Here is a 16589-nt window from a genome sequence, read left to right on the forward strand (position 1 = left end):
CAAGTGCATATGAAAAATAACGTAAAATTAAAAACATACAAAAAACAAAATCAGAATAGGAAAATTCCTACTCTGATTTAAGTATATTTGAAATATTAAACTAGTCAACCTTTTTCAGGACTAGTCAATATATCCCACCTGAAAATCATTAATCATTAATCAATTATCAATCATTACTAATTGCTCATTATTTATTTGTATGTCCGCCAATATTCCTATATTTACTCTTTAAACTTTATTATAAATATGAAAAAGATCATCATTCCGTTTTTCTGCGCTGTACTTTTCTCAGTGCCTGCAGCAGCTCAGAAAAAAGGGGCTGCATCTGCTAAAACAGAAGCCGTACAATCAAAACTTACACCTAAAGAGGTTATTGATAATTATTTCAAAGCGTTAGGTGGAAAAGATAAACTGGACGCTGTAAAATCTACCATTACTGATAACACAGTGGCTGTACAGGGAATGGAAATCCAAATGACAACTAAGAAATTAGGAAATAAATTCAAATCTGTACAATCTTTCATGGGGAAAGAAATGGTACAGCTTTTTGATGGTGAAAAAGGATATTTTGATCAGATGGGAACCAAAACAGATATTCCTGCTGACAAAATTGCTGAACTTAAAAAAGGAAAGCCAATGGATGCTTTAGCATTTGATGCTTCTAATTTCCAGGCTGTATCTACAGAAAAACTTGACGGAAAAGATTATAATGTATTGTCTTCAGACAAAGGTAAATTCTATTTCGATGCCGGAACAGGACTTTTATATAAAACAGATGCCGGAGAAGGTAAAGCAACCATTAAAAGCTATATGGCGGTAGACGGAATACAGTTCCCTGCTGAAGTAGAAGCTGAAGGTGGAGGTCAGAAAATGACAATTAAAACCACAAAAGTGGTTATTAACTCCGGAGTTTCGGATGCTGATTTTAAATAATAAGATACTTTTTTAAGACACAAAAACCGGGAATTCCCCGGTTTTTTAATATATAAATAATTTTAACTCAAATTTAACTATAAAATTGATTTAATGATTTCTTCACCTTCTGAATAAATATTAGTTTTAAGCCGTAAATAAAATCAAATAACCATGAAAAAAGTATTATCTTCATTTGCAGTCATTTTCCTGATGTCTGCGAATGCCTTTGGACAGAATATTCCAGTGGATCCATCTGTACGAATTGGTACTCTTTCCAACGGAATGAAGTACTATATCAAAAAAAACACATTACCTGAGAAAAAAGTAGACTTCCGTCTGGCAATCAATGCCGGATCTATCCTTGAAGATGAGAATCAAAGAGGGTTGGCTCACTTTATGGAGCACATGAACTTCAATGGTACCAAAAATTTTCCGGATAATAAATTAGTAGACTTTCTACAGTCGATCGGAGTGAAATTCGGGCAGCACCTTAATGCCTATACAAGTTTTGACGAAACGGTTTACATGCTTCCTGTGCCATTAGATAAACCAGGAAATCTGGATGCCGGACTGAAAGTAATGGAAGACTGGGCATTTAATGCAACACTTTCCGATGAGCAGATCAATAAAGAAAGAGGAGTGGTGTTGGAAGAGCTGAGACTGGGTCTTGGAGCTGATAAAAGGATGATGGATAAATACCTTCCAAAACTTTTATATAAATCTCAGTATGCAGACAGACTGCCAATTGGTAAAAAAGAAGTTTTGGAAAACTTCAAACCAGATGTTATCCGAAAATTCCACCAGGACTGGTACAGACCGGATCTGATGGCAATCATTGTGGTAGGAGACATCAATGTGGACGAAATTGAAAAGAAGATCAAGGATAACTTCAGCAAATATAAAAACCCTTCAAAACCAAGAGAAAGAAAATCTTTTGATCTTCCGAATCATAAAGAAACTCTGGTAGCTATTGAAACAGATCCTGATGCTACCAATTCTATGGTACAGTTTATCATGAAAGATGCTGATGCCTATAAACCTGATGTAACGGTAGAACAGTACAACCAAAGTCTTGTAGAAAATCTTTCAACGACAATGTTAAATAACAGATTGAGAGAGCTGATTAACTCTACAAACCCACCTTTCACTTTCGGATCAGTATACCACGGAGGAACTTATGCAAGAAGCAAAGAAGCGTTCCAGGGATTTGCTATGGTGAAAGAGGGAAATCAGCTGAATGCGTTGAAAGTTTTATTGGAAGAGGTTGAAAGAGCAAAAAGATTTGGATTTACACAATCTGAGCTGGACAGAGCAAAATCTCAGGTGCTTTCCAATATTGAAAGATCTTATAACAACAAAGACAAAACAGAAAGTGAGATTCTGATAGACGAGTATGTAAGAAACTTCCTGGAGCAGGAACCAATTCCTGGAATTGCTTGGGAATATGAAGATACGAAAGCTTTCTTACCATCCGTTACGCTTGCACAAACCAATGAAATCATCAAGAAAATGGTGAAAGATGACAGCAGGGTAATTATTGTTACAGGACCTAAAAAAGATAATGTAACCATGCCTACAGAAGCAATGGTACTGAATACATTTGATGCTGTGAAAATGGCAGATCTTAAGCCTTATGAAGAAAAAGCAACCATCAAGAACCTGGTGAAGCCTTTCAAATCTGAAGGAAAAATTGCTAAAACGGAAACAGATGCCAAGTTGGGAACAACAACGTGGACTTTAAGCAACGGAGCGAAAGTTACTTTCAAAAAAACAGATTTTAAAGACGATGAAATCGTATTTACAGCAAGAAGCTTAGGAGGAAGTTCTCTTATCCCAGATGCTGATTACAATAAAACCCAGTTTGCCTTCGCAGCATTAACAGAAGCTGGGGTAGGAGGATTCTCTAAAGCAGACCTTACCAATTATCTTGCCGGTAAACAGGTGAACGTAAATCCTATGGTAACTTCTCTTTTTGAAGGCGTTTCCGGAAGAACCACACAAAAGGATTTAGGAACTGCTATGGAGCTTATGTATGCTTATTTTACAAGCTTAAATTATAATCCTGCTTCCTTTAATGCTTATAAAGAAAAGCAATCCGCAATGTTGAATAACCTGTTGTCTAATCCTCAGGCTTATTTCTCTAATGAGCATGCAAAATTCATGAACCAGAAGAACCCTAGATTTATCGGGGTATTCCCAATGGAGAAAGACTGGGCCAATACAGACTATAAAAAAGCTTACGATATTTATAAAGATAAATTTGCCAATGCCGGAAACTTCCAGTTCTATTTTGTAGGAAACATAGACGAAGCCAAATTTAAAGATGAAGTTCTGCAATATATTGCAAGTCTGCCATCGTCAGGAAAAACAACAATGTATAAAGATACAGGGTACAGAACGATGACCGGTGATTACAACAAAGTGTATAAAAAAGGAAAAGACCCTAAGAGTATGGTGTCTATCTCTTACAGCGGAGAGGCTCCTTACAATGAAAAAGAAGCTTTAGCATTATCAGCGCTTGGAGAAGTGGCTACTATTAAAGTTATCGAAAAGCTAAGAGAAGATGAAAGTGGTATCTATGGAGGTGGCGCCCGAGGAGGAATGAATAAAATACCGTACGGAACGTATAGTTTCGGTATTAATTTCCCTTGTGGTCCTGAAAATGCAGAGAAGCTGACTAAAAGTGCTATTGCAGAGCTTCAGAAGCTTATAGATAATGGCCCTGAACAAAAAGACCTTGATAAATACAAAGAAGGTGAATATAATGACAACAAAACAGAACTGAAAGATAATATGTTCTGGATGAATGCCATTGCTAAGAACCAGCTAGACGGAAGTGACAAGTATGATATCTTAAATTATCAGGATAAAGTAAAAGCACTTACGGTAAAAGATCTTCAGAATGTAGCTAAAAAATATCTTACAAAAGGAAGAATTGTAGCAACGCTAATGCCGGAAGATGGTTGGGAAAAAGCCAAAAAAGAAGAACCTAAAAAAGCAGAAACTGTAACTGTAAAAGCAGGCGCTGCTAATTAATATTTTTAATTAAAATAAGAGAACCGTTGTACATTACAACGGTTTTTTTGTTTGAAAAAGGACAATATAATAGTAGATTAACCATGATTTATGAGTAGATGAAGAAAATGATATTATTTTTAATTAGTCTATTTTAATTAATTTATGAATGTTTTTAATTAAAAATCATTTTAAGCAATATAAAAGAAACAATTTATTTTCATTTTGTAATATTTAATTTTTTTAACTTCAATTTAACCCTGTGGTAAAAGGCTGATTGCATAGAGAATCGATATTTTTGAGGGTCAAAAATAATGTAGATGAAAAAAATATTATCTTCGTTTTCAGCCATCTTCCTGATGTCTCTAAATGTCTGTGGACAAAACATCCCTGTGGATCCGTCCTTAAGAATCGGTACTCTTTCCAACGGGATGAAGTATTACATCAAAAAAAATGTTTTACCTGAGAAAAAAGTAGAATTCCGTCTGGCAATCAATGCAGGATCTATTCTTGAAGACGAAAATCAAAGAGGACTGGCTCACTTTATGGAGCACATGAACTTCAACGGAACTAAAAATTTTCCGGATAATAAATTAGTCGACTTTTTACAATCTATCGGAGTAAAATTCGGACAGCACCTTAATGCTTATACCGGTTTTGACGAAACAGTTTATATGCTTCCAGTCCCATTAGATAAACCGGGAAATCTGGATGCCGGACTGAAAGTAATGGAAGACTGGGCATTTAATACAACACTTTCTGATGAGCAGATCAATAAAGAAAGAGGAGTCGTATTGGAAGAACTAAGGTTAGGTCTTGGACCTGATAAGAGAATGATGGATAAATATCTTCCTAAGCTTTTATATAAATCTCAGTATGCAGAAAGACTACCAATCGGTAAAAAAGAAGTACTGGAAAACTTCAAACCCGATCTTATCCGAAAATTCCACCAGGACTGGTACAGACCGAATCTGATGGCAATTATTGTTGTTGGAGATATCAATGTAGATGAAATAGAGAAAAAGATTAAGAATAACTTCAGTCAATATAAAAATCCTTCAAAACCAAGAGAAAGAAAATCTTTTGATCTTCCGAACCATCAAGAAGCACTGGTAGCTATTGAAACAGATCCTGATGCAACAGGTTCAGGAGTGCAATTCATTATCAAAGATTCCGAAGTGTACCAACCGGATATAACAGTTCAGCAGTATGATCAAAGTGTTACAGAAAGCCTTGTGAATATGATGCTCAACAGCAGATTGGCAGAGCTGGTTAACTCTGTAAATCCACCTTTTACTTATGGTTCTGTTTATCACGGAGGAACTTTTGCAAGAAGTAAAGAAGCATTTCAGGGATCAGCTGCTACAAAAGACGGTGATCAGCTGAATGGGCTAAAAGTTCTTTTGGAAGAAGTGGAAAGAGCCAAAAGATTTGGATTTACCCAATCTGAGCTGGACAGAGCAAAAGATCAGATGCTTTCTTCTTATGAATGGGCTTACAACAACAAAGATAAAAACCAAAGTGGTGAGCTTATCGATGGTTATGTGAACAATTTCCTGAGACAGGAGCCAATACCTGGAATTACCTGGGGATATGAACATATTAAAGAAGTCCTTCCGACCATAGCACTGGAACAGACCAATAGAATTATCAAAAAGCTGGTAAAAGATGATAGCAGGGTTATAGTTATCACTGGTCCAAAAAAGGATAATATTACAATGCCAACAGAAGGGATGGTTCTGAAAACATTTGATGCCGTAAAAATGGCTGATCTTAAACCTTATGAAGAAAAAACGAAAACCGGAAGTTTAATAAAGCCTTTTAAATCTGAAGGAAAAATTACTAAAACAGAAGCAGATGCTAAATTAGGAACTACCACATGGACTTTGAGCAACGGTGCTAAGGTCACTTTCAAGAAAACAGACTTTAAAGATGATGAAATTGTTTTTGCAGCAATAGGCCTGGGTGGAGTGTCTGTCATTCCCGATACTGATTACAATAAAACAAAATACGCATTTGATGCTTTGCTTGAAGCTGGACTAGCCGGGCTTTCCAAAACAGATCTTGCACACTATCTCGCAGGGAAACAGGTGAGTGCAAGCGCTTATGTGGGTGGCCTTACAGAAGGTGTTTCCGGAACAAGCTCGAAAAAGGATCTGAAGGCCGCGATGGAGTTAATCTATGCTTGTTTTACAGATTTAAACTATAACTCCGAATCATTCAACGCCTACAAAACAAAAAAATCTGCAATGCTGGCGAATGTAGATTCGGATCCGGGATATTATTTTTCTAATGAATATTCCAAATTTATCAATCAGAAAAACCCAAGGTTCACCGGCCTCGAACCTACGGAAAAAGATTGGGCAAATACAGATTATAAGAAAGCTTACGATATCTACAAACAAAAATTTGCTAATGCAGGTAATTTCCATTTCTATTTTGTAGGAAATATAGATGAAGTACAGCTTAAAAATGAAGTCCTGCAATATATTGCTTCACTTCCTGCAAGTGGAAAATCATCTACATTTAAAGATACAGGCTACAGACCGGTGAAAGGAGAATATACTAAGGTTTATAAAAAAGGAAAAGAACCGAAGAGCCTTGTAACAATTTCTTACAGTGGAGAAGCTCCTTACAATGAGAAAGAAGCGATGGCACTTTCGGCTCTTGGAGAAGTAGCTACCATTAAAGTTCTTGAAAAACTAAGAGAAGATGAAAGTGGTATTTATGGAGGAGGTGCAAGTGGAAGCTTCAGTAAAATACCATACAGTGCGTATGATTTTAGTGTTAATTTCCCCTGTGGCCCTGAAAATGTAGAAAAGCTTACCAAAAGTGCCATGGCAGAATTACAAAAATTGATAGATAAAGGACCAGAGCAAAAGGATCTTGATAAATACAAAGAAGGAGAATACAACGAATATAAAACAAGTCTTAAAGACAATGGATTCTGGCTGCAGGGTATCGCCCAGAATCAATTAGACGGAAGTGACAAATATGATATCTTAAATTATCAGGATAAAGTAAAAGCACTTACAGTAAAAGATCTTCAGGATGTTGCCAGAAAATACCTTACGAAAGAAAAAAATATAGCAACGTTAATGCCGGAAGATGGTTGGGAAAAGGCTAGAAAAGGGGAAGTTAAAAAAGCAGAAACCTCCAATTAACCTATTTTTTATAAGCTTTAATAAATAAGAAAACCGCAGGTCTCTCTGCGGTTTTTATTATTTCATTCAAATACATATCGGTTAAGAACCATATTCTTTTTTCCATTCTTCAGCAGCTTCGCTCAGAACGGTGTAAAATTCTTCACCATACTTTCTCGTCAGTGGAGTTTTTAAAAACTTATAAACAGGCACCTGAAGCTCTTTTCCAAGGGTACAGGCATCACTGCATACATTCCACTCGTGATAATTCAATGCGGTAAATGCCGAATATTCCGTAACACGGATTGGGTAAAGGTGGCAGGATATAGGTTTCTGCCAGTCCACGGCACCATCTTCGTACGCTTTTTCAATACCACATTTCGTAATTCCTTTTTCATCGAACGTTACATAAGCACATTCGCGGTTCTCCACCATTGGAGTAACATACATTCCGTCGTGCGGATCAGTAGTCCATGTTCCCTGTTCTTCAAGGGCTTTAATTCCTTCCTGAGTAAGATAAGGTTTTATTTTGTCAAAAATACTGTCCAATATCTCAAGCTCGTTTTTATCCAACGGAGCTCCCACATCTCCTTCCACACAACATGCACCTTTACATTTTGTAAGGTTGCAAACAAATTCTTCGGAAAAAATTTCCTCTGAAATCAATTTATCGTCTATCTGAATCATAATTTTCTAAAATAAATCAAAAACTGTACCTGCTTTAAAGGTCAGTAAACTAATAATAATAACCCATACACTGGCTTCACGCATCCAGTATTTAGGTAAAAATCTCATCATTCTGCTCAGAATAATACTTGAGGGAAATGCCAGAAGAAGCAGATATTCATAGCTTTTATTCATGTATAAAATGATGGAAACAAGCTGTGCCACAGAAAAAACCAATAGGAAAGTGTATTTATACCTGCTTATCGGACTTTTCTTGTTATAATTTTTAAAATGGTCATATACCGCATAAATAAGCATCAGAACCACAGGTATCAGTGGCAGAAGTTCTGTGTAATCTGTTACCGGTTTCATTCTTCCAAACGGAAAATAATCAATATTCCATGATGTGAACTGAACAAAATACATGACAGAAAAATAGCTGAATGTAATCAAAACAATTCCCAATAGAAACCTGAAAAGGTTCAGGGTGATTTTGGCAGAAGTTGCAATCACGTGGATGATAACAAAAACAGCCATCGGCCATGTTGTAGGGAGAAAAATAAAGTTCAGGGCTACAATAGATCCCACCAATACATAAGACTTCTTCCTGATATCTTCATCTGCACTGGTCAGTAGCAGGATAAGAAAGGAATTGGTAAGCAGAGAAACCGCAATTCCTATATCCAGATTTCCGGGATACAGCCCGAAAATAAAAAAGGTGTATAAAAATAAGGGCAGATGGGTCTGATAATTAAGGGCAACACTGTGAAAACAAAAATATCCCAAAGCAATTCCCAGAAAAGTTATTCCGGCAACTATGGCTTCGTAAGTATTGAAATTCAGTATGTTAAATATTATGACTACTAAAAGAAGAAAACCAATATAAACAGGAATTGAAAAAATATTGCTTTCTTTTGAAAGTAATTTAAACATTTTTTATAAATTTGTACAAAGTTAATTTAAAAAAGGAAAATAATGACGTCTTTCTTTCTATTCTTAAGCAAAGTTTTCAAATGGTCTTTCGGTTTCTTTGATGCTTTCGGTAATGTTTTAAACTGGATTCTATTTATAGTTTGCTGTGTACTATTCACTTATTGGTGCTATGTACTGGTGGTTACACTAGGTGGCGATAAAGATAAAGACTATTATTCTCCAACGGAAGGTAAGCACCCTTACTACGATCCGAATATCTACAAAAAAGAAGGTTAATTAATTGGTTATATAGTAAAAAACCGATCAAACATTATGATTTGATCGGTTTTTTTATTACTAACGATTAAAATTTCTTTTGCTTAGTCGTGAATAGGAAGTACCAGCACAGGAATACTTGAACTTTTTGTAATCCCTTTTGTTAAGCTTCCCACGAATACATCATAGATTCCGCTTCTGCCATGTGATCCCATCACAATATAATCTGCATTTTTTGCCTTTGCATGTTCCAGAATAATATCTTTGGCAAGTCCCTGTTTTAAAAGGTGCTCACAATCGATATCATGACTGATGATTCTTTGCTCAATTTTATTAAGCTGCACCAGCTCTTCTCTGATTTCATTGGCTTCCACTTCAGGAAAATATTGAAATCCCATATCACCAATGGCAAAGCCGATATCTGATGGCGCTACGTGGATCAGGTAAATTCTGCCGTTAAGCTGTTTTGCAAATTTTATGGCACCGTCTACCAATTGGTCTGTCTTGTCCCCAAAATCTACGGGTAATACAATATTTATCATAACCTCTAATTTTGTTACCTAAAGATAGGAAAAATTTGTCAGACTTTGATGTTAAATACTTATAATATTCGGATATCAAGGATTTTTTTCTCTTCAAGGTAAGCTTCCAGAATATCATTTTCATCTACTTTTCCAACCCCTTTTGGAGTTCCTGTGAAAATAAGGTCACCTACTCTTAATGTAAAATACTGAGATGCAAAAGCTATAATATCATCAAAGTTGAACATCATATCTTTTGTATTGCCATCCTGTACCTTCTCTTTATTCTTTAATAACGAAAACTGAAGGTTCTCAAGGCTGAAGCTCTCTTTTTTGAAAAAACTGCTTACCACAGCCGAACCGTCAAAACCTTTGGCAAGCTCCCACGGAAGACCTTTTGATTTCAGTTCACTCTGAAGATCTCTTGCCGTAAAATCTATTCCCAGGCCAATTTCTTCATAATGCTTATGCGCTGTTTCTTTCTGAATATATTTTCCTCCTTTTGAAATTTTTAGTACCACTTCAAGTTCGTAGTGAATATCATTGGAGAATTCAGGAATGTAAAAATCATTTCCCTTTAAAACGGCTGTATCCGGTTTCATGAAGATAACAGGATTCTCAGGAATTTCATTTCCTAATTCTTTTGCATGCTCACTGTAATTTCTTCCTATGCAGATTATTTTCATAACTTAATTAATTTACTTTACCTTTAAAATATCCTTTACCTTCTTCTATATATTTTTCAGGACCATATCTTCTTTGAACTTTGAGTTCAGTATATCCGAAGATGCTATCTCCTTTTTGATAAGATTCTTTATCCAGAATAAGTTTACTGTCCAAAACTTTATAATATTCTCCTGTGTCCAAAAAATCAAAGAGTTTTACATTGTCAGTATATGAATAGGGAGAGATTTTATATCTGCTTTGAAAAATATCTATCTGAAAACCACCACCGCTGAAACCATCTCCAACAGAAAATGTAACATTTAGCATTGGATTTTCAGTAATAGAACAGCTATAATATGCTGGACTTATACTGTCTGACTTTGTCTTAAAATCATTGGTTTTAATATCTTCACTCTCTGAACCCCAAATACTTGTTTGCTTTTGCTGATCAAAAGATTTAAAAAGAGGTTTCTGGCTTAAACTATGATCAACTTCTACGCTGTTCCATACCAATATGAATTTTCCTATTATGAAAACAAGAAAGCCAAGAATAACAACGAGAAAAATCTTTCCAAATTTTTTGACCATATTAAACCTTAATGCGTAAACTCATTCCCGCAATAATAACATTTGAATTTGTGACTCGTCAGGAAAGAAATACCAAAGAAACTGGTAGCACTGTCATCCCTGTAGATGTGGTTGGAACCACATTTCGGGCATACAAAATCAAACTCAGGATCTTCAATGGTATGTTCTACTTCCAGCGAATATTGCTCGTTGTCTTTATAGTCTTGCAGGATCTGCTGTGCTTTTTCCATATCTTCTTCAAACACCTGAAGCTGTATTCCTCCTACCGCCTGTGACAGAAGCCAATCCGACTGGATCAGCTGCTCATTCGCAATGAAACTGTTGATGCCGTTTTCAGCCAGTATCTGCTTGTCCCTGTTAGCTTCAAGGGCAGTTTCATAAAATTTAAAACGAACCAGGTCAGACATGTTTAAAATCTACTTGATAATTGAATTTTTGTAAAAACCTTCTTAGTATATAATGGAAAGTCAGCATTCTGAAGCCATCCGAAATATCCTAAGTCTTTTTGGAATACCGCTTTCACGCCCTGTCCTTTATATTTTCCAAAGTTGAAAACCTCTTCCATTTTTTCATTATATCCGATAAATCCTGCAAGATCTGCATTCTTATTATGGAATGTGAATTCACTTAGTGGTGCTATTTCATTCGGGATATCATCATATTTTCCAACCTGGGCATCCAGAACTTCAAATGTTGCCCATACATCAGCTTCTGCAGAGTGTGCATTTTCCAATGTTTTTCCACAGTAGAACTGGTAAGCAGCACTTAAGTTTCTAGGCTCTTTTTTGTGGAAAATAGTCTGTGCATCTACCAGTCTGAATTTACTCAGATCAAAATCCATTCCTACTCTTAAAAGTTCTTCAGCCAAAAGGGGAACATCAAATCTGTTAGAATTAAATCCTCCCAAATCACTGCCGGTAATCATTTCCATTACTTTAGATGCAATGTCTCTGAAAGTAGGCGCGTCTTTTACATCTTCATCATAAATACCGTGGATCTCACTGCTTTCTTTAGGAATAAGCATTTCCGGGTTTACACGCCATGTTTTGCTTTCTCTGGAGGCGTCCGGATTTACTTTTAAAATACAGATTTCAACAATTCTGTCTTTTCCTATGTTGGTTCCTGTGGTTTCCAGGTCAAAAATACAAAGTGGTTTATGGAGTTTTAAATTCATGTTGACTATTAATAAATTGAAACGTGTTTTATTTAAATGAGTTTATTTTAATTGTGCCTGAAAAATAAGAGACACCAATATATAATAAATAACAAGCATTGGAATTCCAATAACCTGGAATATCGCAAGAATAGCAATTCCTCCCACCAGTAATACAACTTTAGGGTAATTATCTTTTAATTGTTTTGATTTGAATTTCATCGCCATCATTTTGATCGGGCTGATCAGAAGCCATGAAGTGAGAAGAGTGAGCAGAACCAATAACAATTCATTATCAAACAAAAAGCTGAAAGTTCCGGTTTCTTTAAAGGCATAATAAAGACCAAACAGTAAAACGGTGTTGGTAGGCGTATTCAATCCTTTGAAATAATAGCGTTGTTCTTCATCAAGGTTAAAGATGGCAAGTCTCAGGCAGGAAAATACAGTGACAATTAATCCCAGATATTTGATCTCAAATGGAAAATGAATTCCAAGAAGCTCAGCTCCAAAAGGCTCAAGGGCTTTGTACATCGTCAGTCCCGGGATTACACCAAAGCTTACCATATCAGCAAGAGAATCCAACTGAAGACCAAGATTAGAGTTTGATTTTAAAGCTCTGGCCACAAAGCCATCGAAAAAATCGAAGATAGAAGAGAGAATAAGACAGATTGCTGTTGTCTGATAATCTCCTAAAATTAAATGTATTGCACCTACACAGCCTGCAAATAAGTTAGCCAGAGTTAAGGCATTGGCCAGATTATTCTTTATAAAATCCATAAGCACAAAATTACAGTTTTTAAAAATTCTAACTCAAAATAATATGAACTAAAAAATGCATTAAAGTGATTTTGATGTAAATTTGCTCCATGAAATTTTTAGAAGGATTTAGAAAACAGGAAGTTCTGGCATTGGTTTACAGGATTTTTTTAGCCTATGTTTTTTATCAGATTGCCAGACTTTTATTCTGGTATTTTAATAAAGATCTGATTAAAGTTGACTCGGTTTCTGATTACATAAAGCTGGCTTTCCATGGTACGGCTTTCGATACCACAGCTATTTTGTATGTCAACGCATTATTTATACTCCTGAGTTTGTTGCCGCTGGTTATTAATACCAAGAAAATCTTTCAGAAAGTCCTATTCTGGCTGTATTTCATCACCAACGGTATTGCTTATGCCATGAATTTTGGGGATTTTATTTATTATAAATTCGCTCAGGCAAGGCTTACTTCGGCTGTATTTCAGGTGGCTGAACATGAATCCAATGTATCTAAAACACTGATGATCTCTGTGGGAGAACATCCTTTTGTATTGATTTGGTACGTCGTGTTGATGATCTTATGGGTTTTTCTATACAAAAAGGTGAAAGTAGAAGATACAAAACCTGCGAAACTGCTTCCTTACTTTATTACATCTATTCTTACTTTGTGTATAACAGCGGTGCTGGTTGTGGGAGGAATCAGAGGAGATTTTAAGCATAGCACGAGACCTATTAATATGGTGGATGCTACTCGTTTTGTAACAAATCCGCTTCAGGGAAACATTGTACTCAATAGTACATTCTCCTTTTTCAGGACTTTAAATACCAATAATTTTAAGGAAGTTCATTTTGTAGATGAAAAATATATTGAAGACTATGTACAGCCTTATAAAGTATATGACAGAAAAGTGGAGAATCGTCCCAATATTGTTATTTTTATTGTAGAATCTTTCGGGAGAGAATATTCAGGAGCTTTCAATAAAGATAAAAATATCAAAGATTACGTTTCTTATACTCCTTTTATGGATAGTCTGGCTACCCAAAGCCTTATTTTCCCGAATACTTTTGCAAACGGAAGACAGTCTATTCATGGGATGAGCAGTGTATTGGCCGGAATTCCGAGTCTTACCGATGCTTTTACAGGATCTCCTTATTCCAATCAGAAAATTCAATCTATTGTTTCCGTATGTAATGATCTTGGGTATGATACTTCTTTTTATCATGGTGCCCCAAATGGTTCTATGGGATTTCTTGGATTCGGAAATATCTTAGGATTTAAACATTATTTCGGAAAAACAGAATATAATCATGATGAAGATTTTGACGGAATGTGGGCCATCTGGGATGAGCCTTTCCTTCAGTATTTCGCTAAGAATGTAGGGAAGAAACAACCTTTTATGACTACTGTATTTACCGCATCATCCCATCACCCTTTTAAAATCCCTGAAAAATATAACGGGAAATTTAAAAAAGGAAAAATAGAAATCCATGAGCCGATGCAGTATACGGATTATGCGATCAAACAATATTTTGAGACGGCTAAAAAGCAACCTTGGTACAACAATACCATTTTTGTTTTCACGGGAGACCATACCAATCAGGTCTATTATCCGGAATATGAAAGAGCAATGAACCGTTATGCCGTTCCGTTGGTATTCTATTCTCCGAATCCTGCGTATCAGCTAAAAGGTGTTAGCCAGGAAATCGCACAACAAGCAGATATTTATCCTACACTGGCAGATCTTATCGGGTATAACAAACCTATCCGAAGCTGGGGGAGAAGTTTGGTAAGTGATAAAAAATATCCTTTCATCGTAGTCAACTCGGATGGAAGTACAGATCAGTTCATGATCGGAAATTATATTTACCGCTTTGATGGAAAAGAAATCATCGGAGTCTATGATAAATCTGATCTGAGCCTTGAAAAAAATATCATGAATGAAGTTAAAAATCCTGAAATAGAACAAGGAAAGAAAACGGCAAAGGCCTGGTATCAGGATTATATGGATAGGGTGATTAACAGGAAGCTGTATTAGGCAGAAGACAAAAAATAGAATGGCGAAATAGTCAATAAACTGATTGGCAAATTAATTGTTTTAGTAATTATTGATTTTACTTTTCTTCACCTCTTTATGCTTTGTATAATAAAAATTTTTGTTCGTTGAAAATTAATTTATATTTTTATCAATACGTAGATAAGAATATTGTATAAAATTAAAACTATAAGAAATATGAAAAAAATATTGTTAACGTTCGCACTTTCTTTATGTGGTGTACTTACATTTGCACAGATAGAAGGTAAGTGGAAAACGATAGATGATGAGACAAAACAGGCAAAATCTATTGTTGAAGTATTCAAAAAATCAGACGGAAAATACTATGGAAAAGTTTCTCAGTTGTTGATAAAACCTGCTGATCCAAACTGTACAGTTTGTAAAGATGACAGAAAAGGAAAACCAATTTTAGGATTGGAGATTATCAGAGGACTGAAAAAAGACGGTGATGAGTTCACCGGAGGAACTATTACAGACCCTAAAACAGGAAAAACATACAAATGTACCATTACAAGAAGCGGTGATAAACTGAACGTAAGAGGGTACTTAGGATTATCTTTACTAGGAAGAACCCAGGTTTGGGAGAAAGCTAATTAATATAAGTTTAAATAGAATTTTAGATGACATCTCAGAAATGGGATGTCATTTTTTGTGGATAAAAATTCTGTGAAAATTCTTCGGAACATAAAAAAGGTACAAGAAGGACGCATTTAAGAAGGAAAATTAATTTTAAATACAGTTAATATTATGACTTCTCATGGAAATGAAGACCGTTTTTATGATGTGTATAATAAAAAAACACTATTTTTGTAGTCTAAATTTTTCGAATAAATATGGCAGAATATACTTTTCGTGAGGTAATTGCACAGGCAATGAGCGAGGAAATGCGTAAAGACGAATCCATCTTTTTAATGGGGGAGGAAGTAGCAGAATACAATGGTGCATATAAAGCTTCCAAAGGAATGTTGGATGAGTTTGGTCCTAAAAGAGTAATCGATACCCCAATTGCAGAACTTGGTTTTACAGGAATTGCTGTGGGTGCTGCGATGAATGGTAACAGACCCATCGTAGAGTATATGACATTCAATTTCTCATTGGTAGGAATTGATCAGATTATCAATAATGCTGCAAAAATCCGTCAGATGAGTGGTGGACAATGGAATTGTCCAATCGTTTTCCGTGGTCCTACAGCTTCTGCAGGTCAATTAGGTGCTACTCACTCTCAGGCTTTTGAAAACTGGTTTGCAAACATTCCTGGTCTTAAAGTAGTAGTTCCTTCAAATCCTTACGATGCGAAAGGGTTGTTGAAAACTGCAATTCAGGATAATGATCCGGTTATTTTCATGGAATCTGAGCAGATGTATGGAGATAAAATGGAAATTCCTGAAGAAGAATACTACTTACCGTTAGGAAAAGCAGATATCAAGAGAGAAGGTACAGATGTTACTTTAGTTTCTTTTGGTAAGATCATGAAACTGGCTTTACAGGCTGCTGAAGATATGGCGAAAGAAGGAATCTCTGTAGAAGTTATCGATCTTAGAACAGTTCGTCCTCTAGATTTTGATACTGTTTTAGCTTCCGTTAAGAAAACAAACAGATTGGTTATTTTAGAAGAAGCTTGGCCATTTGCTTCTATTTCTTCTGAAATCACTTATATGGTACAGCAAAAAGCATTTGATTATTTAGATGCTCCTATCAAGAGAATTACGACTCCTGATGCTCCTGCACCTTACTCTGCTGCATTATTTGCAGAATGGTTCCCTAAACTTGAAAAAGTAAAAGAGGAAATCAAAAAAGCGATGTACGTAAAATAGTTATAGAGAAAAACTTCCGAAAGGAAGTTTTTTCATTTATTATATTCATGAAGAAAAATTCTTGACGTCATAAAATTAGTATAAATTTGCGCCTTTAAAATAAATTA

Annotated in this window: 15 protein-coding genes; 7 read left to right on the forward strand and 8 right to left on the reverse strand. The window is 35.6% G+C overall.

From position 1 onward, the window contains the following. Positions 1-246 precede the first annotated feature (246 nt). From A1704_RS12390 to A1704_RS12400, 3 genes are all read left to right on the forward strand, one after another. Positions 247-933, forward strand: coding sequence for a hypothetical protein (locus A1704_RS12390; RefSeq protein ID WP_062673827.1), 687 nt, complete (start codon positions 247-249; stop codon positions 931-933). 153 nt (positions 934-1086) lie between these two features. Then, positions 1087-3951 carry a M16 family metallopeptidase gene (locus A1704_RS12395; protein WP_062673828.1) on the forward strand — a complete coding sequence of 955 codons (2865 nt, stop codon included), beginning with the start codon at positions 1087-1089 and terminating at the stop codon, positions 3949-3951. 299 nt (positions 3952-4250) lie between these two features. Beyond that, positions 4251-7094 (forward strand): M16 family metallopeptidase, encoded by a 2844-nt coding sequence (locus tag A1704_RS12400; RefSeq protein WP_062673829.1) that lies wholly within the window; start codon positions 4251-4253, stop codon positions 7092-7094. An 81-nt stretch (positions 7095-7175) separates the two neighbouring features. Here A1704_RS12400 and A1704_RS12405 read toward each other — a convergent pair whose 3' ends face one another. Both A1704_RS12405 and A1704_RS12410 read right to left on the reverse strand, forming a co-directional pair. Continuing rightward, positions 7176-7760 carry a DUF3109 family protein gene (locus tag A1704_RS12405; protein ID WP_034696856.1) on the reverse strand — a complete coding sequence of 195 codons (585 nt, stop codon included), beginning with the start codon at positions 7758-7760 and terminating at the stop codon, positions 7176-7178. A 6-nt stretch (positions 7761-7766) separates the two neighbouring features. After that, on the reverse strand, positions 7767-8672 hold the full coding sequence (locus A1704_RS12410; RefSeq protein WP_062673830.1) for a DUF6427 family protein: 906 nt from the start codon (positions 8670-8672) through the stop codon (positions 7767-7769). A 42-nt stretch (positions 8673-8714) separates the two neighbouring features. On the opposite strand from A1704_RS12410, the gene A1704_RS12415 reads away from it, so the two are divergent. Then, positions 8715-8948, forward strand: coding sequence for a DUF6341 family protein (locus tag A1704_RS12415; protein ID WP_002976854.1), 234 nt, complete (start codon positions 8715-8717; stop codon positions 8946-8948). Between the two features lie 83 nt (positions 8949-9031). Here A1704_RS12415 and A1704_RS12420 read toward each other — a convergent pair whose 3' ends face one another. Genes A1704_RS12420 through A1704_RS12445 form a run of 6 tightly spaced genes read right to left on the reverse strand, consistent with a single transcriptional unit; the run spans position 9032 to position 12632 of the window. Then, on the reverse strand, positions 9032-9469 hold the full coding sequence (locus A1704_RS12420; protein ID WP_062673831.1) for a universal stress protein: 438 nt from the start codon (positions 9467-9469) through the stop codon (positions 9032-9034). A 59-nt stretch (positions 9470-9528) separates the two neighbouring features. Beyond that, a complete protein-coding gene (locus A1704_RS12425) occupies positions 9529-10134 on the reverse strand; it encodes a fumarylacetoacetate hydrolase family protein (RefSeq protein WP_062673832.1) in 606 nt (201 codons plus the stop codon). A gap of 7 nt (positions 10135-10141) precedes the next feature. Then, a complete protein-coding gene (locus tag A1704_RS12430) occupies positions 10142-10702 on the reverse strand; it encodes a hypothetical protein (protein WP_062673834.1) in 561 nt (186 codons plus the stop codon). A gap of 8 nt (positions 10703-10710) precedes the next feature. Further along, positions 10711-11109, reverse strand: coding sequence for a putative signal transducing protein (locus tag A1704_RS12435; protein ID WP_062673836.1), 399 nt, complete (start codon positions 11107-11109; stop codon positions 10711-10713). 2 nt (positions 11110-11111) lie between these two features. Further along, positions 11112-11876 (reverse strand): 3'-5' exonuclease, encoded by a 765-nt coding sequence (locus A1704_RS12440; protein ID WP_062673838.1) that lies wholly within the window; start codon positions 11874-11876, stop codon positions 11112-11114. A 42-nt stretch (positions 11877-11918) separates the two neighbouring features. Continuing rightward, positions 11919-12632, reverse strand: coding sequence for a CDP-alcohol phosphatidyltransferase family protein (locus tag A1704_RS12445; RefSeq protein WP_062673840.1), 714 nt, complete (start codon positions 12630-12632; stop codon positions 11919-11921). 89 nt (positions 12633-12721) lie between these two features. Between A1704_RS12445 and A1704_RS12450 the strand changes: the two genes are divergently transcribed. The 3 genes from A1704_RS12450 to A1704_RS12460 all read left to right on the forward strand — a co-directional run bounded on the left by A1704_RS12450 (position 12722) and on the right by A1704_RS12460 (position 16482). After that, positions 12722-14650, forward strand: a complete 1929-nt coding sequence (locus tag A1704_RS12450) for an LTA synthase family protein (protein ID WP_062673841.1) — start codon at positions 12722-12724, stop codon at positions 14648-14650. 195 nt (positions 14651-14845) lie between these two features. Continuing rightward, positions 14846-15265 (forward strand): DUF2147 domain-containing protein, encoded by a 420-nt coding sequence (locus A1704_RS12455; RefSeq protein WP_062673843.1) that lies wholly within the window; start codon positions 14846-14848, stop codon positions 15263-15265. A gap of 236 nt (positions 15266-15501) precedes the next feature. Beyond that, a complete protein-coding gene (locus A1704_RS12460; protein WP_034696867.1) occupies positions 15502-16482 on the forward strand; it encodes a pyruvate dehydrogenase complex E1 component subunit beta in 981 nt (326 codons plus the stop codon). Positions 16483-16589: the final 107 nt, after the last annotated feature.

It is taken from the genome of Chryseobacterium cucumeris, from assembly GCF_001593385.1.
Taxonomy (GTDB): domain Bacteria; phylum Bacteroidota; class Bacteroidia; order Flavobacteriales; family Weeksellaceae; genus Chryseobacterium; species Chryseobacterium cucumeris.